This is a genomic window from Streptomyces sp. NPDC018031 (assembly GCF_044327625.1).
GTDB lineage: Bacteria > Actinomycetota > Actinomycetes > Streptomycetales > Streptomycetaceae > Streptomyces.
On record NZ_JBIRFT010000002.1, the window covers coordinates 477,012 to 496,563 of the forward strand.

Sequence of the window (19,552 nt, forward strand, 5' to 3'; positions counted from 1 at the left end):
GGCAGTCAGAGCGGTGAGCGGGATTCCCGATGGGCCCGCGGCCCCGCAGGCTGGGGATCATGAACCGCCGCGCCCTCGCCCTCCCCGCCCGGCTCCCGGTGGACGGCTACGTCCTCGCCCTGCTGGGCACCGTCGTGCTGGCCGCCGCGCTGCCCGCCGGCGGCCGCGTCGCGGTCGCCGCCGAGCATGCCACGACCGCCGCCGTGGCCTTCCTGTTCTTCCTCTACGGCGCCCGGCTCTCCACCCGGGAGGCGCTCGCCGGGGCGCGCCAGTGGCGGCTGCACACCGCGGTGCTCGTCTGCACCTTCGTGGTCTTCCCGCTGCTCGGCCTGGCCGCCCGCGGGCTCGCCCCGTGGCTGCTCACCGACGAGCTGGCCACCGGGCTGCTCTTCCTGTGCCTGGTGCCGTCGACCATCCAGTCGTCGATCACCTTCACCTCCCTCGCCCGTGGCAACGTGGCCGCCGCCGTCTGCGCGGGTTCCTTCTCCAGCCTGGTGGGAGTGGTCCTCACGCCCGTGCTGGCCGCCCTGTTGCTGAGCGGCGGCGGGGGCGCGGGCGGCGGCTTCTCCGCCGACGCGCTCGCCGGCATCGCCCTGCAGCTGCTCGCGCCGTTCCTCGCCGGGCAGCTGCTGCGCCGGTGGGTGGGGCCGGTCGTCTCCCGCCACCGCAGGGCGGTGGGCCTCGCCGACCGCGGCTCCATCCTGCTGGTGGTCTACGTGGCGTTCAGCGCGGGGACGGCGGCCGGTGTCTGGGGCCAGGTGTCGGTGCCCCGGCTGGCCGCCCTGCTCGGGGTGGAGGCGGTGCTGCTGACCGGGATGCTCGCGCTGACCTGGTACGGCTCGGGCCGGCTGGGCTTCCCCCGGGCGGACCGGATCACCGTCGTCTTCGCCGGATCCAAGAAGAGCCTGGCGGCGGGGCTGCCGATGGCCAGCGTGCTGTTCGGGGCGGAGGCGAGCTGGATGGTGCTGCCGCTGATGCTCTTCCACCAGATGCAGCTGATGGTGTGCGCGGTGCTCGCCGGCCGGTTCGCGGCCGGCGCGGCGGGCCCGGCCGGCCGGCCGGTGCCCCGCGGCGGGGCGGCCGCGGGCCGGCCGGCCGGAGCCGCGCCGGACGGGAGCGGGGCCGGTCCCGCCGCGGCCGGGCCCGGCGGCCGGGCGGGCGGCGGACACCCGGCCCGGCCGCCGGTGACCGGTCAGCCGTCCGTGCGCTGAACCCGGTCCAGCGGCAGCCGGAACACCACTCGGCTGTCCTTGCCGTCCAGCGGCGCGTTGTCCTCCCGGATGAGCCGCAGCTCGGCGCCGGTCAGCGCGCGGCCGTACACCCGGACGTCGTCGAGCGCGCCGGACAGCTGCGACCGGCTGTCCAGGCCCTGCCCCAGATGGACGCCGAACACCGAGGTGCGGCTCACGGTGCCGGGCACATCGGCCACCGAGACCGCCGGCGCGTCGTCCACGGTGAGGGTGAGCCGGCCGCCCGAGCGGATCAGCGCCGCGTGGTGCCACTGCCCGTCGTTGTACGCCCGCGCGGTGCCCACCGACGCCGAAGCGGGCGGCGCGGGGCCGTCCAGCGTGGTGATCAGCGCCCGGACGCGGCCCGCGGACGGTTCGCCGCGCAGCCACACCTGCGGCTGCCGGTTGCCGACCCCGCCCATCCACAGGAAGGGGTGCTGCCCGGAGCCGGCCGAGTAGCGGAACCACAGGCTGACGCTGAAGTCTCCCGCGCCCAGCGGCAGCGCCGACCGGTACGGCAGCCGCACCGCGTCGTCCCGGCCGTCGAAGGCCACCGCCGCCCCGAACCGCCCGTCGGTCTCCCGGGCGCCGCCGAGCACCGCCGCGGCCCGGGCGCCCGGCGCGCGGTCCGGGGTCCTGGGGTCCGGGGCCCGGCGCGGGCCGAGCCACTCCTCGGTGAAGCGGGCGAACCGGATCTCGTCCCGGGCGTCCACCGCCCCGCCCTCGTAGAGCAGTCCGACCTCGTCGGCGGAGATCGCCACCAGGTCGGAGTAGCCCGACCAGTCGGTGGTGACCACCTTCCCCCGGTCCGTGCCGTCCCACGTCCTGCCCTCGTCCCAGGAGGACCGGATCATCATGGTGCGGCGCCGGTCCGGGTCGCCGGGGGAGGAGAACAGCAGCCGGCTGTAGCCGTCCCGGGCCTCGCTGCGCAGCCGCAGGACGGATCCCTGCACCTGCGGGGTGTACAGGTCCGGGACGGCGCGGAACGGCGCGGCGAAGGAGGCGCCGCCGTCCCGGCTGACCGCGTAGGTGCGGTGGCCGAGGTCGGTACCGTCCTGCTCCCGGCCGTTGACGTGGACGGAGCCGTCGGCCCGCTCCACCAGGGTCAGCTCGGAGGGTTTCTGACGGAACGTTCCGTCGGCCGCGGTCGGCCAGCTGTCGACCGCGCCGACGCGCCAGCTGTCACCCCCGTCGTCGCTGATCACCAGGGCCGCGTGGTTGTGCGTCACCCGCGTCCCGTCGTAGGTCTCGGCGTTCACCCCGAAGACCAGCCGGCCCTTGTGCCTGCCCTGGGTGAGCTGGATGCCGTGCACCGGGCCGGTGGCGTACCAGGAGTTCCAGTGCGGCGGCAGGACCGAGTCGCTCAGGTCGCGCGGCTGCGACCAGGTGCGGCCGTCGTCATCGCTGAACTGCAGGTGGGGCGAGCGGTCGCAGGGGACGTCGCAGTTCTGGGCGTCGTCGCGCCCGGTGTTGTAGGTGGTGGCGAGCAGGATCCGGCCGGTCCGGGCGTCGACCATCGGAGCCGGGTTGCCGTGCGTGTCACCGACCCCTTCGTCGACCACCTCCAGCGGGCCCCAGGTGCGGCCGCCGTCGGTGGAGCGCTTCAGGACGAGGTCGATGTCGCCCGCGTCGCCGCAGTTGTCGACCCGGCCCTCCGCGAAGGCGAGCAGCGTGCCCCGGGTGGACTTCACGATCGCCGGAATACGGAAGCAGGAATACCCCTGCTCCTGGGAAGACTTGAAGAGCACCTGCTGCTCGAAACCGGTACGGGCCGCGGCCGCCGGATCACCGGCGTCCACGGCCCGTACCGGAACGGGGAGGAGAGCGAGCACCGCGGCGGCGAGTATCACCCGTCCGCGCTGCCACCGTGGTCTTCTGGAACGAGCACGTTGATCTGGCGCCATGGCCGACCGACCCTTCGATGACATATGGACATCAAGACATCCCACGTCCCTGGTGCGCTGTTCCGAAGTGTCCCGTCCCGGGCATCGGCCGACAAGGACCGTGCGTCACATTTCCATAGAAATGGGCCGGTTGGGTGACCGGGTCGCCGCCGGGCCGTACCGGCTCGCCCGGCGGCCCGCCGACCGGTCGGCCCGTGCGGTCAGGGGACCAGGACCACCTTGCCCAGGTTGGCGCGGGACTCGATGATCCGGTGCGCGGCGGCCGCCTCCGCCAGCGGCAGGACCGCGTGCACCGCCGCCCGCAGCCGGCCGGCGGCCCGCAGCTCCCACAGCTCCCGGCGCCACCGCTCCATCAGGTCCGGCCGGGTGGCGGCGGTGCGCGCCATCTGGAACCCGGTGACCGTCCGGCCGCCCACCAGCAGGTCGTACGCGGCGATGGTGCCGCCGCCCGAGCTGTACGCGACCAGCCTGCCGCCGGGGGCCAGTGCGGCGACGGCGGGGGTGAGCAGCTCGCCGCCGACCGCGTCCAGGACGACGTCCACCGGATCGCCCCAGGACGCGTCGTCGTAGACCACCACCTCGTCGGCGCCCAGGGCCCGGACGAAGCCGGCCTTGGCCGGGGAACTCACGGCGGCGACCACCCGGGAGGCCCCGTGCATCCGGGCGAGCTGCACGGCGAGATGACCGACCCCGCCGGCCGCGCCGGTGACCAGCACGGACTCGCCGGGCTCCGGCCGGGCGGCGGTGTACGCGCCGAGCGCCACCAGGCCGCCGCGGACCAGGGCCACGGCGTCGACGGCGTCGGCGCCGTCGGGCACCGGGGACGCCATCGCGGCGGAGACGACCGCCTGCTCGGCGTAGGAGTCCCGGAAGCACAGCGCCGTGACCCGGTCGCCCACCGCGAAGCCGGTCACCGAGGGGCCGAGCGCGGCGATCCGCCCGGCCACCTCCCCGCCGGGTGACCCCGGGAGCGGCAGACCGCCGTCCCGGACCTTCCGCACCATCGGCAGGGTCACCCCCATCGCCTCGGTGCGGATCAGCAGTTCGCCGGGCCCGGGCACGGGCGCCGCCGCCTCCTCCACGCGCAACACCTCGGGACCGCCGTACTCGTGAAACCGCACCCGGCGCACCGGCGCCACCTCCATAAAACGTTGGGAGGCCCAACGGTAAACCGGAGACCGTTGGGACGTCCAACGGTTTTGGGTAGGGTGGGGCCATGGTCGAGACCCCCTTCGTCCCCGCCCGGATCCGCACCCTCCCCAGCTGGCTGCTCGGTCGGGCGGCCGCCCGCGGCCACCGCCTGGTGGCGGAAGCGCTGGCCCGCGAGGGCATGCGGATGATGCACCACGCGGTGCTCTGCGCCGCGGCCGAACTCGGACCGGTCTCGCAGGCGGACCTGGCACGCGCACTGCGGATCGACCCCAAGGACATGGTCGGGGTGATCGGCGACCTGGCGGCGGAAGGACTGGTCACCCGCAGCCCCGACCCCGGCGACCGGCGGAAGAACGCCATCACCGTGTCCGCCGCCGGGAAGCGCCGGCTGCGGCGCACCGAGAAGCTGGGCGACCAGGCGAACGACGAACTGACCGCGGGGCTCACCCCGGAGGAGCGCGAGCAGCTGATGGTCCTGCTGGCCCGGATCGCGGGCCCGGAGGCCGGCTGCGACCGCCCCGCCGGCTGAACGCCCTCCGGGGCCCGGCTCCTGCGGCCCGGCAGGGCTCACCCGCCGGCCCGGCCCTCGCGCCCGATCGGCGCGGTGGGACAGCCGGCCCGATCGGCGCGGCGGGCCTCACCCGGCCGCCGGCCCGGCCCTCGCGCCCGGCCGGCGCGGCGGGGCCGCCGGCCCGGTCAGCCGGTGCCCGGCCGCCCCGCGTCGATGACGGTGTCCAGCAGCGAGCGGGAGGTCTCCAGCTCCTCGATGGCCGAGGTCATCCGGGCGCGCTGCTCCAGCAGCGCCGTGACGAGATCGGGGCAGGTGGGCGCCAGCCGCTCGCCGTCGTCCCGGACGCAGGGCAGTACCTGCTCGATGGTGGCCGTGGAGAGCCCGGCGGCGAGCAGCGAGCGGATGCGCCGCACGGTGCCGACGTCCGACTCGTGGTAGACCCGGTAGCCGCTGGGCAGCCGCTCGGGACGGAGCAGCCCCTGCTTCTCGTAGTAGCGCAGCAGCCGCTCGTTGACCCCCGTGCGCCGGGACAGTTCCCCGATCCGCATCCGGCTCTCCCTCCCACGTCCCGTGCCGGCTTCCCGCCGGATCCTACCGACGGGGCCCGGCCGGGCGGCGGCTCACCGGGCGGGCGGCCCGCCGGCCCCGTGCGCCGGGGCGAGCCCCGCCCCCGCCGGCTCCCCGCCGCCGTCCAGCGCCAGCCGGTGCTCGCCCGCGTACACGTTCATCGAGCTGCCGCGGAGGAACCCCACCAGTGTCATGCCGGTCTCCACGGCCAGGTCCACCGCGAGCGACGAGGGCGCGGACACCGCGGCCAGCACCGGGATCCCCGCCATGACCGCCTTCTGCGCCAGCTCGAAGGACGCCCGGCCGGAGACCAGCAGCACCGCGCCGGACAGCGGCAGCAGCCCCTCCCGCAGTGCCCGCCCGACCAGCTTGTCGACCGCGTTGTGCCGGCCCACGTCCTCCCGGACGTCCAGCAGATCGCCCTGCGCGGTGAAGAGGGCCGCGGCGTGCAGGCCGCCGGTCCGGTCGAAGACCCGCTGCGCCGCGCGGAGCCGGTCCGGCAGCGCCGCGAGCGTCCCGGTGGTCAGCCGCACCGGCGACCGGAGGTCGTCGCCGACCGGCCAGCGGGCCGTGGTGCGGACCGCGTCCAGGCTCGCCTTGCCGCACAGCCCGCACGATGAGGTGGTGTAGACGTTCCGTTCCAGGGTGATATCCGGGACCGGGACCCCGGCCGCCAGCCGGACGTCCACCACGTTGTAGGTGTTGCCGCCGCCCCCGGCCCCGTCCGGGCCGGCGTCCCCGGCCGTCGCCCCCGCGCAGTACACGATGCTCGCCAGCTCCTCGGCCCGGCCCAGCACCCCCTCGCTGACCAGGAACCCGGCCGCCAGCGCGAAGTCGTCGCCGGGGGTCCGCATGGTGATGGCCAGCGGCTTGCCGTTCAGCCGGATTTCCAGCGGCTCCTCCGCGACCAGGGTGTCGGGCCGGCTGCTGACCGCGCCGTCCCGTACCCGGATGACCCGTCGCCGCTCGGTGACCCGTCCCATATCGATCAGTCCCGGTTTCTCGTGTGGTCCGGCCGCGGCGGCCCTCGGCCGACGCCTGTGCGCGCACATTCCGCGGCCACCGGTCCGGTACGGGGCGGTGGCCGATACCGCCCCATTCTCCGGCATCCGCCGGCCGCCGGTCGCCGGTGGAGCCGACCGGTGCCCCGGCGCCGCGTTCCGGATCCGCCGCGCCGCTCCGTGCTGCCCGCCCGGCCGGGCGGGCAGCACCCATAAAGCCGCCTTATGGGTCAGCCCCGGCCGCATACGCAGGTGAAACGCACTCCGAAACCTTGGTATCGTTATCCATGTCGCCGCGGGGAGCAGCCGCGGAGCACACCTGGTCCGGGTGGCGGAATGGCAGACGCGCTAGCTTGAGGTGCTAGTGCCCTTTATCGGGCGTGGGGGTTCAAGTCCCCCCTCGGACACCACTGAGAACCCCAGCTGAGCTGGGGTTCTTCTGTTTTTCCCGTACTGCATCGGGCGTCGGCGTGACCAGCGCCTGACCAACAGGGTTCGGACCTCCCGCGACAGGCGGCGTGACCGACCACGAGGCCGGCCGTGCGGGGATCTCGCGCAGGCCGACCGCCGCCCGGTGAGCCGGACGGGGGCATCCGTGAGGCTGATCCGGCCGGCACTCTGGTGGCCAGGCCGGTCTCGGCAAGGACCACGAGTCGAACCCCGATGACCATGCACGGGCTCGTCAGCCGTCGAGGAGGAAGCCGACCGCCATCACGGCGTGGAGGACGATCATGGCGCTGCAGCAGAAGACCAGGACGGCGCCCGCGTAGGTGTTCACCAGGTGCTTGAACGGCGACTCCGGCACCAGCACGTCCGCCGGGTCCTCCGGGGGGTGGGCCACGGTGATCGCGGGGCCGGCCTCGCCGTGCAGGAAGCCGCGGTACGTCCCGGTCGCGTCCGGGTAGATGTACGCGCCGCGGGTCATCGTGGCCCGGGTGGCGGTCACCATGATGCCGTGCCGGTACAGCCAGCGTTCCCGCCGCGCGCGGATCACTCCGTACAGGCCCAGCCACAGGCCCAGCCAGGCGAAGCCGCCGACCGGAACCGTGAGGAGCACCAGATCCCACCTGCCGAGCGAGCCGGCCACCACGCAGAGGGCGACGAGCGCCAGCAGGTGCCACAGCGTGCCCCGCAGGATCCGGCGGTGGAACCTCGTCCGCCAGGTGGGGGCGAGTGAGCGGACCACGGCGAACGGAGCCCCGTCGACATCGTCGCTGTCCGTCCGGTTCGCCAGGATCGCGTTGACCCCGTCGGCGAAGGCGGTGGCCGCCGTCTCGTCCACGTCGTCGATGCGGTGGACGCGCGGCGTCACCCCGGACTTCGCCCGCAGTTCGATCAGGACCGAGCGGCCCTCGGCGCGTATCCGGCCCAGCCCGTCGGGGGTGAAGGTGACCTGCTCGCGCGGGAGGTCGAGGACCAATCCGATGTCCTCGGCGGACAGGACGGCCCCGTCCCGGCCGCGGAGCACCGGGAGGGAGGAAATGGAGATCGACATGGGCATGATCGTAGAGCGGGGTGCTGTCCGGTCAGTCCCTCGGATCCCCGCTCGTCCGGCCCTTCCAGGGGAAGAGGGCGGCGCGGGCCGCCGCCACGTCCGGCCGGCGGGTCCGGCGCGGCTCCGGGGCGCGGGGCGCGCTGGTCGTGACGAGTGCGGCGCCGTCGGGCCCCGGGGTGTCGAGGAGGGCGGCGGTGACGGCCTCCGCGAAGGCGAGCGCCCCGCTCTCGTCGGCGGGCGACCGCAACACCACGAGTTGCACCGGCCCGCCAGGCGCTCACGTACGCACGTCTTCGTGAGCGGTGACGCCCGCCGGGCCGGGACCCCGGACCGGCGGGCCGCCACGACCGCTGCGGGCCGCCACCGCTCCGGGGCACCGGCCGCGCCGGCCCCGCCGCTGTCAGGCACCCCGCGGACGGCGTCCCCGGCGCGGCGGTCTCCGCGGCCGGGTGATCAGTCGTCCCCGCCGGACGGGTGCCCGCGCCGCGGCGCGGACCGGGACCTGGCCAACGCCGGCACCCGCGCCCACCGGCCGCGGTGCGCCCGGCGCGGTGGCGGGCCGTACGGCGACTGCCAGGCCGGCCGCCCGGTCCGGTCCGGGCCGCCCACGACGGGACTCCGCGACTCCGGGGCCCGAAGCAGTGCGGCTGCCGGGCCGGGGCCGTCGCCGTGCGGCAGGTCGGGGAATCCGGGTGGCGCGGAACGCAGGTACCGGCGCTCCGGAACGGTGAGTTCGGCGGCCTCCCCGCAACCGGTGCACAGCGCGCGGAGCCCGGCACCGAGGAGCCGGGCATCCAGCAGCCGGGCATCGAGGAGCCGGTGGCTCGCGGTGGCGCGGGAGGTGCCGCCGCTCCGGAAGCGCCCGGAGGCGCACCGGTGGCAACGGCGGAGGACGATCGGCAGGCAGGTGGGCAGGACCACCCGGATTTCGGACATGCAGATACACCGGTTCCAGTGAGAAGACCGCAGCGAAAGGGAGCGCGGCGCACAGGTGCGACGCGCGACGGATCAGCGCTCGGGAGGTCTCACTTGGTGTACAACGGCACGTCCTTGACGGGGTGACAGCGGGCGGGAGCACGGTAACGGCACCCGGCGGTGCGACTCCACCGGTTTTCCGGCGGTGGCGAGGACCCACGGCGGGCGCCCGCACCCCCTCGCCCGCCACGCACCTCTCGCTCACCGCACACCCTCGGTGTCCGGTTCTCCCACCACACGACCTTCGTTGTCCGGTTCTGCCGGCGGGTACCCCTCGGTGTCCGGTTTTGGCGGCGGTGATTCCCCCTGCCGGGCAACGCCCGGCCCCGCCCACGGCTCTTCCTCACCGGACACCCGTGTCCGACCGATCAGGACCGATGACCGATGAAGGAGCCACTGGTGCGTAGCAGACTCACGGGACGGACCGTCCTCGCCATCGCCCTCGCGGGCGCCGCGCTGGCCCCGGTGCCCGCGCTGGCCGCCGGGACCCCGCCGCGGGCCGATCTGCGCGCGGACGTCGACCGCGACGGCCGGGTGGACGTCACCGGCGACAGCGACACCGCGGGCGAGGACCGCTGGAGCACCGGGCGCGGCGCGGTGTTCCTGCCCAACATCGACGACGACGCCAAACGCTGCCGGACCACCGGCCCGGACGGCAAGCCGCTCGGCGACGCGGAGCTGGCCCGCTGCAACGACGCCGCCGACACCCGGCTGAACGGTGCCGCGGACGCCGCCGACCTGGCCCGGCTGCGGACCGTGCCGATGACCGGGCTCTCCGGACGGGCCACCGGCACCGTCAAGATCACCGGTACCGGGTCCCGGCACGCCCGGCTGTTCGTCAAGCGCGAGGGAACCTGGCAGGTGGTCCGGGCGTCGACCCGGCTGACCGCCGCCGAACTCCGGGCGGGCGTCGAACTCGGCATCGAGGGCACCGACGTGGTGCGCGACCGCGCGGTCTGGGACGGTACCGCCGTGGTCGACCTCACGGTACGACCGGGCGGCGACGCCCCGGCGACCAGCGACCGGGTCACCCTGCGCGTCGCCCCGATGCTCACCCACCACCACCTGCAGCAGGCCCGGCAGCTGATGGTCACCGAGGTGCGCGGCAACGACCCCTACAGCCGGGCCCAGCGGAAGTTCGTGGCCACCCTCGCCGTCCAGGCGCGGCAGGCGGGCCTCACCGCTCCGCTGACCAAGTTCACCGCGTACGGCGACGTATGGGCCCAGGACTTCGTGGAACCCGCCTACGCCACCATGACCGGCCCGGACGGCACACCACACGGCATGCGGATCATGCTCCGCTCGGCGCAGCCGGACCGGGACGCGGGCCGGGAGCTGTTCGAGAAGCTGCGCGGCCGCGACGTGGGGGTCGTCCAGGTCTCCGGCGTCCGCGACTCCGAGGAGTGGACCCTCAACTCCATGGGGAACCTGGAGACCGTCCCGCCGTACGAGCACCAGGGCCGCTCCTACCCGGCCGGGCGCATCATCATGGGCGAGCGCAAGGACAGCGGCTCCAAGCCGGCCAAGGCGATGCGCACCCTGCTGGCCTCGCAGGGCTTCCAGGACCCGCTGCTGCTGGACACCTCCTGGCTGCACGTCGGCCACGTCGACGAGTTCGTGCAGTTCCTGCCCGCCGACACCCCGCGCGGCTGGCGGATCGGCATCGCCGACCCCGACGCCGGGATGCGGCTGCTGAAGGACGCCCAGGCCGCCGGGCACGGTGCCAAGCGGGTGTTCTCGGTGCCCGGTTCGGACGATGTGCCGGTGCCGCGGGAGACCATCGACCAGGCGCTCGCCTCCCGGGTGCTCCGGGCCGACAACGTCCTCGCCGCCCGGCGGATCGCCGCCAACCTGGAGACGCTGAAGCGGGCCACCGGCATCACCGACGCCGAGGTCGTCCGCGTCCCGGCGCTGTTCACCCGGGGCTCCGAGACCGAGGAGGCCGGCGCGCGGATGCCGCGCCTGAAGCGGCTCGGCGGCGAGGTGCCCGTCCCGGACGCGGTCACCGAGCACGGGCAGCAGCGCCATCTCCGCCCCGGCACCGCGGCCGACACCACGATGACCAGCGCCTACATACCCGGGGCGGTCAACGGGGTGCTCCTGGGCAAGGACCGCTACCTCGCGCCCCGGCAGTGGGGACCGGTGATCGACGGCAAGGACATCTTCACCCAGGCGGTGACCGCGGCCTACCGCAAGGCCGGTATGCGGGTGACGTACATCGACGACTACGCCACGTACCACCTCGGCATGGGCGAGGTGCACTGCGGCACCAACACCCTGCGGGACATCTCGGCGCCCTGGTGGAAGCGGTGAGCCGCCGCCCGGGCCGGTGGGCCCGCCGGTGAACGGCGGCGCCCGCCGCTGAACGGACCGGCCGCGCCCCGGGAACGGCGGGCGCGACCGGTGCCGGCCCACCGAGGGGGCCGGGGCCCGGTGCCGGGCCCGGGTCCCGGACCCGCCGGTGCGGCCGGACCCGGCCAGGCGTCCGACGGCCCCGCCCCCGGCCAGGCGTCCGCCGGTCGGGACGGAGCCGGCGGGGCACCGGCCACGTCGTGACGGAGCCGGCGCGGCACCGGCCGGTGCGGCCGGGCCCGGCGAAGGCGCGCCGGAGGGGCGGCCCTCGTCGCGGGCCGCCCGCCCACCGTGTCAGCGGGTCTCGGCCAGCCAGGTCCGCTGGTCCAGCGCGTAGCCGTACGCCGGACGGCCCTCGATGCCGCTGGTCCGGAACGGCCGGCCGTTGTCGTCGATCCGCACCGTGCCGCTGCGGTCGCCGCTGGTCCAGTCGAGCTCCAGGTACCAGTCGCAGTCGCAGCCGGCGGTCCGGGCGTTGACCAGCAGCACCTCCGGATCGGAGTCGGAGACCCGGTACGGGAGCCGGACGGCGGGCACGGTGTGCTCGCCGTCGAAGCCGTCGGTGGGCCGGGCCAGCGGCCGGTCCGCGTCCAGATTCACCGCGAACGCGCTCGGGGTCAGCGCGCCGCCGCAGCCGTTCTCCATCGCGAACGAGGACCAGGGCAGCGGTGCGCGCCGCTCCACCACCCGCACATGCAGGTCCTGCAGGACCACCGCCGAGGAGCTGCGGCCCTTCACCGTCACCTCCACATTGGTCGTCCCGCCGTGCACCGCGCCGTGCGCCGCCGCCCAGGGCGCGGCGTCCTGCTCCACCGGCGGCGGGGCCACCCGGGCGGCCGGACGGTCGATCAGATAGCGGTGGTCGCAGCCGTTCTCCCAGACGTGCGAGCGGGTGGTGAGGGTGAGGGGGGTGCCGGTGCCCGCCGGCCGGCCGGACCCCGGCGAGCCGCCGGAGGCACCGCCGGACTGCTGCCCGGCGCCGGTGCCGGACGGCGTCGGGGCGCCGCCCCGCCGCCCCTTCGCCCGGGGTTCCGCCTCCGGCTCCGGCCGCTCGGTCGAACCCCGCTCGCCGGACCGGGGGCCGGCGGAGGCGCGATCGTCCGGCCCGGGCGCCGGGGAGCCGGACCCGGCGGGTCGGGGTGGCCCGGGCTCGGCCGCGGTGTCCGCCCGGCCGTCCCCGGAGTGCGGCCGCACCTCGGCCGCGGTGACCGCGAGCACGAGGGCGGCCGCCGCGCCCACCATCAGCGCCCACGGCAGCCTGCCCCGGCGGGCCGCCCCGCGGGCCGCGAAGACCGCCGCGGCCAGCGGGCCGGGGCGGCTCCCGGCCGGGCCCGGACGGTCCGAACCCGCTCCGGGCCGGTGCGCGCGGCCGGACCGAGGGGCGGCCCGGACCGGCGCGTCCGAGGACTCCGGTGCGTCCGCCGACTCCCGGGCGTCCGCCGACTCCGGGGAGTCCCCGGGGCGCGGCCGCTCCGCCGCGGCGCCGGGCGGCTCCGCGCCGGGTAACGCCACCGGAGCGCTGCCTTCGGCACGGGTTCCCGCCGGGCCGCCGGCGGTGCCGTGCGCAGTGTCGCCCCCGGCGGTGCCGTGTGGAGTGTCGCCCCCGGCGGGCCGCCCGGCCCGCCCCGCCCCGGCGGTGGTGTCCCCTGGCGCCCCGGCCCCGGCGGTGCCGGCCGCGGTCGTGGGGTCTCCGGCCCGGTGGTCCGGGGCCGTACCGGTGCCGGGGTGGGGTGGGCCGCCGTCCCGGCCTCCGGTGTGGCCGTTTCGGTCCCCGGTTCCGCCGTTCCCGCCTCCGGTTCCGCCGTTTCGGTCCCCGGTTCCGCCGTTCCCGCCTCCGGTTCCGCCGTCGCGGCTGTGCCTCCCGGCCCGCTGACGTCCCGTCCGGAGTGTCCGGTCGCGCTCGCCGTCCGCGACCCCGCCGTCCGCGACCCCGTCGTCCGTTTCCTCCCGCCCCGGGCCCGTGGCGTCCGGGCCCGTGCCGTCCCGGCTCGTGCGGTCCGCGCCCGGGTCGTCCGGACCCGTGGCGTCCGGACCCAGGGCGTTCGCGCTCGTGCCGACCGGGTCTGTGCCGTCCGGTCCCGGTCCGGCCGTGCCGCCGCGGCCCCGTGTGCCGGTGCCGCGGGTGCCGCCGGTGGCCGGTCCGGCCGGCGGGCCCGTGCGGCCCGGCCCGGTGCGGCGGACGGCGTCCGCCAGCAGCCAGTAGCGGTGCAGCCGGACCAGTTCCTCGGGGCCCGCCCCGCACAGCCGGGCCAGCCGCTCCACCCGGGCGTACTCGGTGGGTACCGCCTCACCGCTGCAGTAGCGGTGCAGTGTCGACGTCGACATGTGCAACCGCTTGGCCAGTACGCCGTAACTGCGCCCCGAACGCTCCTTCAGTTCGCGCAGACACTCCGCGAACCGCTCGACCTCTCCGCTCCCCACGGAGCCACCCCCACGTCCCCAACTCGTCGATTCCTGCCCCCGCAACAGCGTCCCGCGTCCCACGCCACCGTTCCAGGGTTTGGTTGTCTTCCCACGTCAGAGCCTGTGCGGCCGTTCCAGCGTCCCGTATGCCGGCGCTGTTGTTGCCGCGCCCCGACCCGGCTGCCCAGGCTGGTGGTCGTACCGCCGCGACCACTGCGGCGGACGGAGAGACGGGGAACCACCCATGCACATGTCCGAGTTCTCGGCCCGCGCCGCCGGCGTCGCGGTCACCCTGGCCCTGGCCGCCGGAGCGGCCGTCGCCACGACCGGCACCGCGCACGCCGGAGCCAAGCAGCCGAAGCCCGCCCGGGCCGCCACCGCACCGGCGTTCCTGGTGCCCAAGGAGCTGCCGCCGCACGCCAGTTCCGACTGGTACACCGGCGACGTCCTCAAGGGGCTGCCGGAGGCTCCGTTCTGCCTGGAGAACGCGCTGCCCACCACGGGCTCCTCGCACCGCCTGTACTGGACCGAGTACGACACCGGGGCCTCCCAGATCGTGGTCCGGACCGGCAGCGCCGACGCGGCCAGGAAGCTGGCCGCCACCGCCGAACGCAGGATCCGCGAGTGTGCCGCCGACTGGCAGCAGCAGTACCCGGGCGGCACCGCCTCCTGGCGCGACTACGGCACGGTGCAGGCCGAGGACGGCGCCCACGTGTACGGGGTGCACACCTCGTATCCCGAGTCGGAGCCCGGCATCCACCTGTTCGGGGTCGGCCGGGACGACCGGACCGTCACCATCGTCAACTGGGGCGAGATGGGCAACTTCAGCCACGCGCCGGTGACGGCCTTCAAGAACACCACCAAGACCGCGGTGGTCAAGCTCTACCAGTGATGACGGGGGGCGGCCGGGTGCCGGATGCCGGGCGGCGGGCCGCCGCCCGGTGCCGCCGGCCGCGGGGCGGGCACGTGTACGGGGGGCGTGCCCGCCCCCGGCGGTGTGGTGCCGGGCCCCCGCCGCCGGCCCGGGGCCGCGGTGCCGCCGCGGCCCGGCGCCGCTCATACGTCCCGGAGCAGTGCCGCCAGGTCCACGTCGAGATCGAGATGACGGCCTTCGTCGCCCTCGGCGACCAGTTCGTAGGAGCGCTCCAGCAGGCGCCGCAGGTCCCTGGTGTCGAACTGCACCATGGCCACCCCCTCCGGGGCGTGGAACTCCAGGACCGTCCGCTCCCGGCCGCACGGCCACACATGGACGTCGCCGTGGCCGGCCGGGCCCCGCAGCCCCGCCGCGAGCAGTTCCCTGCCGAAGGTCCACTCGACCTCGGAACCGTCCAGGGACGCCACCGGGGGGAAGGAGACACGGACGGCGAACGGATCGCTCCGGGCGTAGCGCAGGCTCGCCGGGATGGCACGCGCCTGAGGGGTGGACGCGATGAGGCGGGCCTGGACGGCTTGGTCGATGACGGTGGACATCGCCGGCTCCCTTTGCGATCTGATCGGTGCGGATCCTTGCCTCTCTTCGCCCGGTTAGACGCCCCGGTCGGCACGGCCGTGCACCCGAAGGAGACGTGACATACGTCACTGCGCCCGGGTGGGGTGGATATGGGCCGGTAAAATCCCGCCCGCCCGGCGCCGCTACGCGGGTTGCGTCTCCGGTCCGGCGCTCCCACCGCCGCCCCGGGCGCCTCCGCCCGGCGAGGACGACGGCCGTCGCCGCGCCGCTCCCGTGCGCACGGTGCCCGGTCGTGCTCAGTCCGTGACCCGGCTGCGGTTCTTGTACGCGAGGCTCAGATAGTCGGGGTGGCGCGCCATCCACCCGGAGATGAACGGGCAGACCGCCAGGACCTCCAGCCGGTGGGCCCGGGCGTCGTCCAGCGCGGAGCGGGCGAGGGCCGAACCGATGCCCTGGCCTTCGAAGGCGGGCTCCACCTCCGTATGGACGAAGGCGATCAGTTCGGGGGTGCGGATGTACCGGGCGAACCCGGCGAGAACCCCGTCGACGCGGGCCTCGAAACGCTGTGCCTTGGGTGCATCGCTGACCATGAGTGTCATGCGGCAGGCTCCTCGCTCCCCCTGCCCACCATAGGAACCCCGGAACGTCGTCGCGATTCGGCGGCCGGTCCCGGCCGGATCCATGGACGGCGGCGGGCCGATGGGCTAGCTTCCAGGCCGATGAGCCGCAAGGGGCCGACGAGGGCCCCGGGGCCACAGGGGCAGAAGGGGCCAGGGGATGGGGACGAGGGGCGTGGCGCAGCCGGGGCGTAAGCCGCGGGGGACCGGGGCCGGGGCGCGGGCCGGGACGGTGCGGGGGTGGTCCGCCGCACTGCTGGGAGCGGCGCTGACCGTGGTCCTCGCGGTCCCGGCCGGTGCGGGCACCCCCGGGCCCGGACAGCAGACCCGGCCGGAGGCGCCGCGGGGCGAGGACCGGGCGGCCGCGGTCGGCGGTCTGGACTGGGCGCCCAAGACCAGCGGCAGCCAGGCGCGGTTCCGGGGGCTGGCCGCGGTCAGCCGCTCCACCGCCTGGCTGGCCGGCTCGGGCGGCACCGTACTGCGCACCGTGGACGGCGGCCGCAGCTGGCGGGACGTCTCGCCGCCCGGCGCCGGGGAACTGGAGTTCCGGGACGTGGAGGCGTTCGACGCCCGGCGGGCCGTGGTCCTCGCCATCGGCGAGGGGGAGGCGTCCCGGGTGCTGCGCACCGACGACGGTGGCGCGACCTGGACGGAGACCTTCCGTAACGCCGACCCGCGGGCGTTCTACGACTGCATGACCTTCTTCGACCGCCGCAGCGGCATCGCGCTGAGCGACCCGGTGGACGGCCGGTACCGCATCCTGTCCACCCGGGACGGCGGCCGCAGCTGGCGGGTGCTGCCCTCGGACGGGATGCCCGCCGCCCAGCCGGGGGAGGCGGCCTTCGCCGCCAGCGGTCAGTGCCTGGTCAGCTCCGGCGGACGGCACGCCTGGATCGCCACCGGCGGCGCCGCCACCGCCCGGGTGCTGCACTCCGCCGACCGGGGCCGCACCTGGACGGTGGCCACCAGCACCATTCCGGCGGGCGACCCGGCGCGAGGGGTGTTCGCGCTCGCCTTCCGCGACCACCGGCGCGGCATCGCGGTGGGCGGCGACTACCGGGCCGGGCAGCCCTCGCCGGACGCCGCGGCGGTCAGCTCCGACGCCGGGGCCCGCTGGACGGCCGCCGCCCAGTCGCCGCCGGCCTACCGGTCGGGCGTCAGCTGGCTGCCGTACGGCCGGAGCACCGCCCTGGCCGTCGGCCCCACCGGCACCGATGTGACCACCGACGGCGGGCGGAGCTGGCGGCCCTTCGACGACGGCTCGTACGACACCGTGGACTGTGCGCCGGACCGGGGCTGCTGGGCCGCCGGCGAGCGGGGCCGGGTGGCGCGGCTGGAGCCCTCAGACCGGTAGCGTCTCGCGGTACGCGGCCAGGTCGGGGGCGGTCTTGGTGGCCGTGAACTGCACGATCCGGTACGCGCAGACGCCCGCCACGACGAACGGGTCGGCCTCCGTGATCCGCTCGATCGCGGCGCGGTCCTCGGCCACCGCGATGATCACCCCGCCGTCCCGGGGCTCCTTGCGGCCGGACGCGATGAAGTGTCCGGCCGCGTACTGCTCGTCGAGCCAGGCGACATGGGCTTCGAGGGCGGCGTCGACCCGCTCCAGCGGGGCGGTGTAGCTCAATTCCAGGATGAACATGTGAGCACAGTACGCCCCGCTGAACGGCCGGCGCGGATGGGCCGTTCGGGTGCCGGGCGAGTACCGTGGGCCGCACCATGATCGAACACCCTGCCGCGCTCCGGCGGCCCGAGGACTGGCCGGCCACCGAGGCCGAGGCCGTCGCCGTCCAGGACCGGCTGCGCGGCCTGGTCGAGCGGGACGGGTGCGGCCCCGTCCCGGCCGACGGCACCGTGGTCGGCGTCGACGTGGCCTACGACGACGACCGGGACCTGGTCGCCGCCGCCGCGGTCGCGCTGGACGGCCGGACCCTGGAGGTCGTCGAGACCGCCACCGCGGTCGGCCGGGTCGCCTTCCCCTACGTCCCCGGGCTGCTGGCGTTCCGTGAGATCCCCGCCGTGCTGGAGGCGCTGGAACGGCTGCGCCACACGCCCGACCTGGTCGTCTGCGATGGGTACGGCATCGCCCACCCGCGCCGCTTCGGGCTCGCCAGCCACCTGGGGGTGCTCACCGGACTGGCCACCATCGGCGTCGCGAAGAACCCGTTCACCTTCCGCTTCGACGCGCCCGGACCCCGGCGCGGCGACTGGGCCCCGCTGCTGGACGGGGACGAGGAGGTGGGCCGGGCGCTGCGCACCCGGGACGGGGTCAAACCGGTCTTCGTCTCCGTCGGCCACCGGGTGGGCCTGCCGGACGCCTGTGCGCACACCCTGTGGCTGGCCCGGGACTACCGGCTGCCGGAGACCACCCGGCGGGCCGACGCGCTCTGCCGCCAGGCCCTGCGGGCGAGCTGACCCCAGGGGCGTCCGGCCCGGAGCGTGCCGGGCCCGGTGCCCGGCCCGGCGCCGGCCGGGGCTCGGCGGCCCGGTCCGCGGTGGGCGCGCCGGCGCGCCTCGGCGCCCGGCGGTCAGTCCCGGGTCAGTGCCCGGCGGTCGGTCCCGCATCGGCGTGCGGCGGCGGTCCGGCGTCAGCGCTCGGCCACGGTGCGGAAGGTGATGCCGGCGCGCACCAGGCGCCCGGTCAGCGCGTCGCCCATCGCGGTGGCGGTGGTCACCTGTCCCGCGGTCTCGGGCAGGTCGTCGAAGGCCAGGCAGAGCGCCGACTCGGCGAGCATCTTCGCGGTCTCGTCGTAGCCGGGGTCCCCGCCGGAGACCTCGGTGACCACGCGCCGGCCGCCGCCCTCGCCGGAGAACCGCACCGCGAACCAGCTGCCCGCGCGCCGCGCCTCGTCCGGCCCCTCGCCGGGCATCAGCCGCCCGGACAGCCAGTTGCGGGCCCAGGGCACCTGGGCGAGCGCGAACAGCGCGCCGAGCCCCGCCGCCCCGCCCGCCACCACGGGCAGTCGTTTGACCACCGCGTGGTGGGCGTAGTGGAAGTCGGGGCCGTACCGGTCGTCGGCGGCGGCGGACCGGGCGACGATCTGCGGGTCGACGGTGGGCAGCGGCACCGCCCAGGCGCCCAGGTCGCGGCGCCGGTGCAGGGTGCCCGCGGTGCCCCGCACGGTCCGGTCGGCGGGCCAGGGCTCGCTGCGGCGGCGCGCCTTGGCGGTGCGGACCATGCTCACCGGCCGGGACATCGCGTGCAGCACGGAGGCGAAGGTCCCGCCGGAGAAGGTGCCGTTGGTGCGGACGAAGCCCTGGACGCGCAGCGGGACCCCCTCCGGCAGCAGGCCGACGGTGTAGTGCACCCCGAGGTCGTGCGGTACCGAGTCGAAGCCGCAGGCGTGCACGATGCGGGCGCCGGTCTCCCGGGCGAGCGCGTGGTGCCGCAGGTACATCAGGTCCACGAACTCCGGCTCGCCGGTCAGGTCGACGTAGTCGGTCCCCGCCTCGGCGCAGGCGGCCACCAGCGGCTCGCCGTACCGCAGGTACGGGCCCACGGTGGTGGCGACGACCCGGCTGTCGGCGGCGACCGCCCGCAGCGACGCCGGGTCGGTGGAGTCCGCGTGCAGCAGCGGGAGTTCCGCCAGCCGGGGGTGGCGCCGGGCCAGCCGGTCCCGCAGCCGCTTCAGTTTCTCCTGGTCGCGGCCCGCCAGCGCCCAGCGCACCTCGGCCGGGGCGTGCTCGGCCAGGTACTCCGCGGTCAGCGTGCCCGCGAAGCCCGTAGCGCCGAACAGCACGACGTCATGGGTCCGTTGTGTCCTGTCGTCACTGCGCCGCATGGACCGGTCCTCTCGCGGGATCGCCGACGGGGTGCGCGTCACCCTACGGCAGCGGGCGCCGCGGCGAGCGCGGCGGGGCCGCCGGCCGGGCCGCCCCGCCCTCTTGACACGCTG

Annotated in this window: 18 protein-coding genes and 1 tRNA gene; 7 read left to right on the forward strand and 12 right to left on the reverse strand. The window is 76.0% G+C overall.

Annotated elements, in window-relative coordinates; genetic code table 11:
- Positions 1-59 precede the first annotated feature (59 nt).
- The gene (locus ACH4B3_RS08400) at positions 60-1,211 is read left to right on the forward strand and encodes a bile acid:sodium symporter family protein (protein ID WP_398461968.1); all 1,152 of its coding nucleotides are present in this window, start codon (positions 60-62) and stop codon (positions 1,209-1,211) included.
- On the opposite strand, the gene ACH4B3_RS08405 is transcribed toward ACH4B3_RS08400, so the two are convergent.
- Positions 1,193-3,133 (reverse strand): exo-alpha-sialidase, encoded by a 1,941-nt coding sequence (locus ACH4B3_RS08405; protein WP_398461969.1) that lies wholly within the window; start codon positions 3,131-3,133, stop codon positions 1,193-1,195. The genes ACH4B3_RS08400 and ACH4B3_RS08405 overlap by 19 nt on opposite strands.
- Positions 3,134-3,333: 200 nt before the next feature.
- Positions 3,334-4,263, reverse strand: coding sequence for a zinc-binding alcohol dehydrogenase family protein (locus tag ACH4B3_RS08410; RefSeq protein ID WP_398462326.1), 930 nt, complete (start codon positions 4,261-4,263; stop codon positions 3,334-3,336).
- 86 nt (positions 4,264-4,349) lie between these two features.
- On the opposite strand from ACH4B3_RS08410, the gene ACH4B3_RS08415 reads away from it, so the two are divergent.
- A complete protein-coding gene (locus tag ACH4B3_RS08415) occupies positions 4,350-4,814 on the forward strand; it encodes a MarR family winged helix-turn-helix transcriptional regulator (protein WP_398461970.1) in 465 nt (154 codons plus the stop codon).
- A 167-nt stretch (positions 4,815-4,981) separates the two neighbouring features.
- Here ACH4B3_RS08415 and ACH4B3_RS08420 read toward each other — a convergent pair whose 3' ends face one another.
- Together ACH4B3_RS08420 and fdhD are read right to left on the reverse strand one after the other, a co-directional pair.
- On the reverse strand, positions 4,982-5,344 hold the full coding sequence (locus tag ACH4B3_RS08420; RefSeq protein WP_398461971.1) for a MerR family transcriptional regulator: 363 nt from the start codon (positions 5,342-5,344) through the stop codon (positions 4,982-4,984).
- A 72-nt stretch (positions 5,345-5,416) separates the two neighbouring features.
- Entirely contained in the window at positions 5,417-6,346 is a 930-nt protein-coding gene (fdhD, locus tag ACH4B3_RS08425; RefSeq protein ID WP_398461972.1) for a formate dehydrogenase accessory sulfurtransferase FdhD, read from the reverse strand.
- A gap of 340 nt (positions 6,347-6,686) precedes the next feature.
- Between fdhD and ACH4B3_RS08430 the strand changes: the two genes are divergently transcribed.
- Positions 6,687-6,774, forward strand: a tRNA-Leu gene (locus ACH4B3_RS08430).
- 272 nt (positions 6,775-7,046) lie between these two features.
- Here ACH4B3_RS08430 and ACH4B3_RS08435 read toward each other — a convergent pair.
- The 3 genes from ACH4B3_RS08435 to ACH4B3_RS08445 form a co-directional block, all read right to left on the reverse strand.
- Positions 7,047-7,859: a hypothetical protein gene (locus ACH4B3_RS08435; RefSeq protein ID WP_398461973.1), complete on the reverse strand. Its 813-nt coding sequence runs from the start codon at positions 7,857-7,859 to the stop codon at positions 7,047-7,049.
- Positions 7,860-7,890: 31 nt separating this feature from the next.
- Positions 7,891-8,121, reverse strand: coding sequence for a hypothetical protein (locus tag ACH4B3_RS08440; RefSeq protein ID WP_398461974.1), 231 nt, complete (start codon positions 8,119-8,121; stop codon positions 7,891-7,893).
- A gap of 191 nt (positions 8,122-8,312) precedes the next feature.
- A complete protein-coding gene (locus ACH4B3_RS08445) occupies positions 8,313-8,795 on the reverse strand; it encodes a hypothetical protein (RefSeq protein ID WP_398461975.1) in 483 nt (160 codons plus the stop codon).
- A gap of 438 nt (positions 8,796-9,233) precedes the next feature.
- Between ACH4B3_RS08445 and ACH4B3_RS08450 the strand changes: the two genes are divergently transcribed.
- Positions 9,234-11,147: a protein-arginine deiminase domain-containing protein gene (locus ACH4B3_RS08450; RefSeq protein ID WP_398461976.1), complete on the forward strand. Its 1,914-nt coding sequence runs from the start codon at positions 9,234-9,236 to the stop codon at positions 11,145-11,147.
- A 333-nt stretch (positions 11,148-11,480) separates the two neighbouring features.
- Here the strand turns inward: ACH4B3_RS08450 and ACH4B3_RS08455 are convergent, their stop codons facing one another.
- Positions 11,481-13,607, reverse strand: coding sequence for a helix-turn-helix domain-containing protein (locus ACH4B3_RS08455; protein WP_398461977.1), 2,127 nt, complete (start codon positions 13,605-13,607; stop codon positions 11,481-11,483).
- Between the two features lie 226 nt (positions 13,608-13,833).
- On the opposite strand from ACH4B3_RS08455, the gene ACH4B3_RS08460 reads away from it, so the two are divergent.
- Positions 13,834-14,481, forward strand: a complete 648-nt coding sequence (locus ACH4B3_RS08460) for a hypothetical protein (RefSeq protein WP_398461978.1) — start codon at positions 13,834-13,836, stop codon at positions 14,479-14,481.
- 164 nt (positions 14,482-14,645) lie between these two features.
- On the opposite strand, the gene ACH4B3_RS08465 is transcribed toward ACH4B3_RS08460, so the two are convergent.
- Both ACH4B3_RS08465 and ACH4B3_RS08470 read right to left on the reverse strand, forming a co-directional pair.
- Entirely contained in the window at positions 14,646-15,059 is a 414-nt protein-coding gene (locus ACH4B3_RS08465) for an SsgA family sporulation/cell division regulator (RefSeq protein ID WP_398461979.1), read from the reverse strand.
- Positions 15,060-15,335: 276 nt separating this feature from the next.
- Positions 15,336-15,638 carry a GNAT family N-acetyltransferase gene (locus ACH4B3_RS08470; RefSeq protein WP_398461980.1) on the reverse strand — a complete coding sequence of 101 codons (303 nt, stop codon included), beginning with the start codon at positions 15,636-15,638 and terminating at the stop codon, positions 15,336-15,338.
- 178 nt (positions 15,639-15,816) lie between these two features.
- Between ACH4B3_RS08470 and ACH4B3_RS08475 the strand changes: the two genes are divergently transcribed.
- Positions 15,817-17,010, forward strand: coding sequence for a WD40/YVTN/BNR-like repeat-containing protein (locus tag ACH4B3_RS08475; RefSeq protein ID WP_398461981.1), 1,194 nt, complete (start codon positions 15,817-15,819; stop codon positions 17,008-17,010).
- Here ACH4B3_RS08475 and ACH4B3_RS08480 read toward each other — a convergent pair.
- On the reverse strand, positions 16,999-17,298 hold the full coding sequence (locus ACH4B3_RS08480) for a YciI family protein (RefSeq protein WP_398461982.1): 300 nt from the start codon (positions 17,296-17,298) through the stop codon (positions 16,999-17,001). The genes ACH4B3_RS08475 and ACH4B3_RS08480 overlap by 12 nt on opposite strands.
- Before the next feature lie 77 nt (positions 17,299-17,375).
- On the opposite strand from ACH4B3_RS08480, the gene ACH4B3_RS08485 reads away from it, so the two are divergent.
- On the forward strand, positions 17,376-18,071 hold the full coding sequence (locus ACH4B3_RS08485; RefSeq protein WP_398461983.1) for an endonuclease V: 696 nt from the start codon (positions 17,376-17,378) through the stop codon (positions 18,069-18,071).
- Positions 18,072-18,244: 173 nt separating this feature from the next.
- On the opposite strand, the gene ACH4B3_RS08490 is transcribed toward ACH4B3_RS08485, so the two are convergent.
- On the reverse strand, positions 18,245-19,438 hold the full coding sequence (locus ACH4B3_RS08490; RefSeq protein ID WP_398461984.1) for a saccharopine dehydrogenase family protein: 1,194 nt from the start codon (positions 19,436-19,438) through the stop codon (positions 18,245-18,247).
- Positions 19,439-19,552: the final 114 nt, after the last annotated feature.

Excerpts from the sequence above, each read along its gene's own strand:
- ACH4B3_RS08400 (WP_398461968.1), top strand. The coding sequence starts at position 60 with ATGAACCGCCGCGCCCTCGCCCTCCCCGCCCGGCTCCCGGTGGACGGC.
- ACH4B3_RS08405 (WP_398461969.1), bottom strand. The coding sequence starts at position 3,133 with ATGGCGCCAGATCAACGTGCTCGTTCCAGAAGACCACGGTGGCAGCGC.
- ACH4B3_RS08415 (WP_398461970.1), top strand. The coding sequence starts at position 4,350 with ATGGTCGAGACCCCCTTCGTCCCCGCCCGGATCCGCACCCTCCCCAGC.
- ACH4B3_RS08420 (WP_398461971.1), bottom strand. The coding sequence starts at position 5,344 with ATGCGGATCGGGGAACTGTCCCGGCGCACGGGGGTCAACGAGCGGCTG.
- fdhD (WP_398461972.1), bottom strand. The coding sequence starts at position 6,346 with ATGGGACGGGTCACCGAGCGGCGACGGGTCATCCGGGTACGGGACGGC.
- ACH4B3_RS08435 (WP_398461973.1), bottom strand. The coding sequence starts at position 7,859 with ATGTCGATCTCCATTTCCTCCCTCCCGGTGCTCCGCGGCCGGGACGGG.
- ACH4B3_RS08445 (WP_398461975.1), bottom strand. The coding sequence starts at position 8,795 with ATGTCCGAAATCCGGGTGGTCCTGCCCACCTGCCTGCCGATCGTCCTC.
- ACH4B3_RS08460 (WP_398461978.1), top strand. The coding sequence starts at position 13,834 with ATGCACATGTCCGAGTTCTCGGCCCGCGCCGCCGGCGTCGCGGTCACC.
- ACH4B3_RS08465 (WP_398461979.1), bottom strand. The coding sequence starts at position 15,059 with ATGTCCACCGTCATCGACCAAGCCGTCCAGGCCCGCCTCATCGCGTCC.
- ACH4B3_RS08470 (WP_398461980.1), bottom strand. The coding sequence starts at position 15,638 with ATGACACTCATGGTCAGCGATGCACCCAAGGCACAGCGTTTCGAGGCC.
- ACH4B3_RS08475 (WP_398461981.1), top strand. The coding sequence starts at position 15,817 with ATGGGGACGAGGGGCGTGGCGCAGCCGGGGCGTAAGCCGCGGGGGACC.
- ACH4B3_RS08480 (WP_398461982.1), bottom strand. The coding sequence starts at position 17,298 with ATGTTCATCCTGGAATTGAGCTACACCGCCCCGCTGGAGCGGGTCGAC.
- ACH4B3_RS08485 (WP_398461983.1), top strand. The coding sequence starts at position 17,376 with ATGATCGAACACCCTGCCGCGCTCCGGCGGCCCGAGGACTGGCCGGCC.
- ACH4B3_RS08490 (WP_398461984.1), bottom strand. The coding sequence starts at position 19,438 with ATGCGGCGCAGTGACGACAGGACACAACGGACCCATGACGTCGTGCTG.